The following is a 703-nucleotide window of genomic DNA, read 5'->3' as shown; positions in this document are numbered from 1 at the left end:
GTTGTCACCCTGTATCACGCTCTGTTCCAAGAGACTTCGTGAAGACGGTCGGCTGATGAGAGGTAGCCCTGACACCACATTGCCCGTGAGGGCTTCGGTTTGGGCTGTATCGCGTTCACTCGCGGTTACTAACGACATCACATTGCGTTTTCTGTTCCTCCCGATACTGAGATGTTTCAGTTCTCGGGGTTCCTCATTGCGCGAAGCAATTGTTAGAGAGATTCTCATTCGGAAATCTGTGGTTCTTCGCCTCCGTGCGGCTCCCCACAGCTTATCGCAGCTTGGCACGTCCTTCATCAGCGCCTGAGCCGAGCAATCCACCAGCTGGCATAGTAGCCAACGTCGTTGTGACTCGTTCAACTGAACGAGTCCAGTGGACGCCTGGATCGCACGTACACACGGTTTCATATTCGCCCCCAAGGTGGAGATGGTGGGCGAATCGACCCTTCCCAGGCTCGGTTTCACCCGGCCTGGTGCATCTGTCGTCGTACCATATCCCATCGCCGTCCCACACTTAAGGGGCACGGTTCGGGGCTGGCACGTCGTATGGACCCACTGGGATTTGAACCCAGGGCCTCCGCCTTGCAAAGGCGGCGCTCTCCCGCTGAGCTATGGGCCCGGCAGATCCGCACGGTTGTTAGCCCTGATAGTTCATAGGTGCCCGGTCGACGGAGTTCTCGAACACCGAAAGGTGGGTCAGGCC

General features: G+C 57.6%; 1 tRNA gene and 1 rRNA gene. Both read right to left on the bottom strand.

The features are described from left to right. Positions 1–345, bottom strand: a 23S ribosomal RNA gene (locus FY251_RS22860); the annotation flags it as partial. Between the two features lie 202 nt (positions 346–547). After that, positions 548–619: transfer RNA gene (locus tag FY251_RS20620), tRNA-Ala, on the bottom strand. Positions 620–703: the final 84 nt, after the last annotated feature.

Source organism: Haloferax sp. KTX1 (assembly GCF_902410085.1).
Lineage (GTDB): Archaea > Halobacteriota > Halobacteria > Halobacteriales > Haloferacaceae > Haloferax > Haloferax massiliensis.
This window is presented reverse-complemented; position numbering and strand designations above follow the sequence as displayed.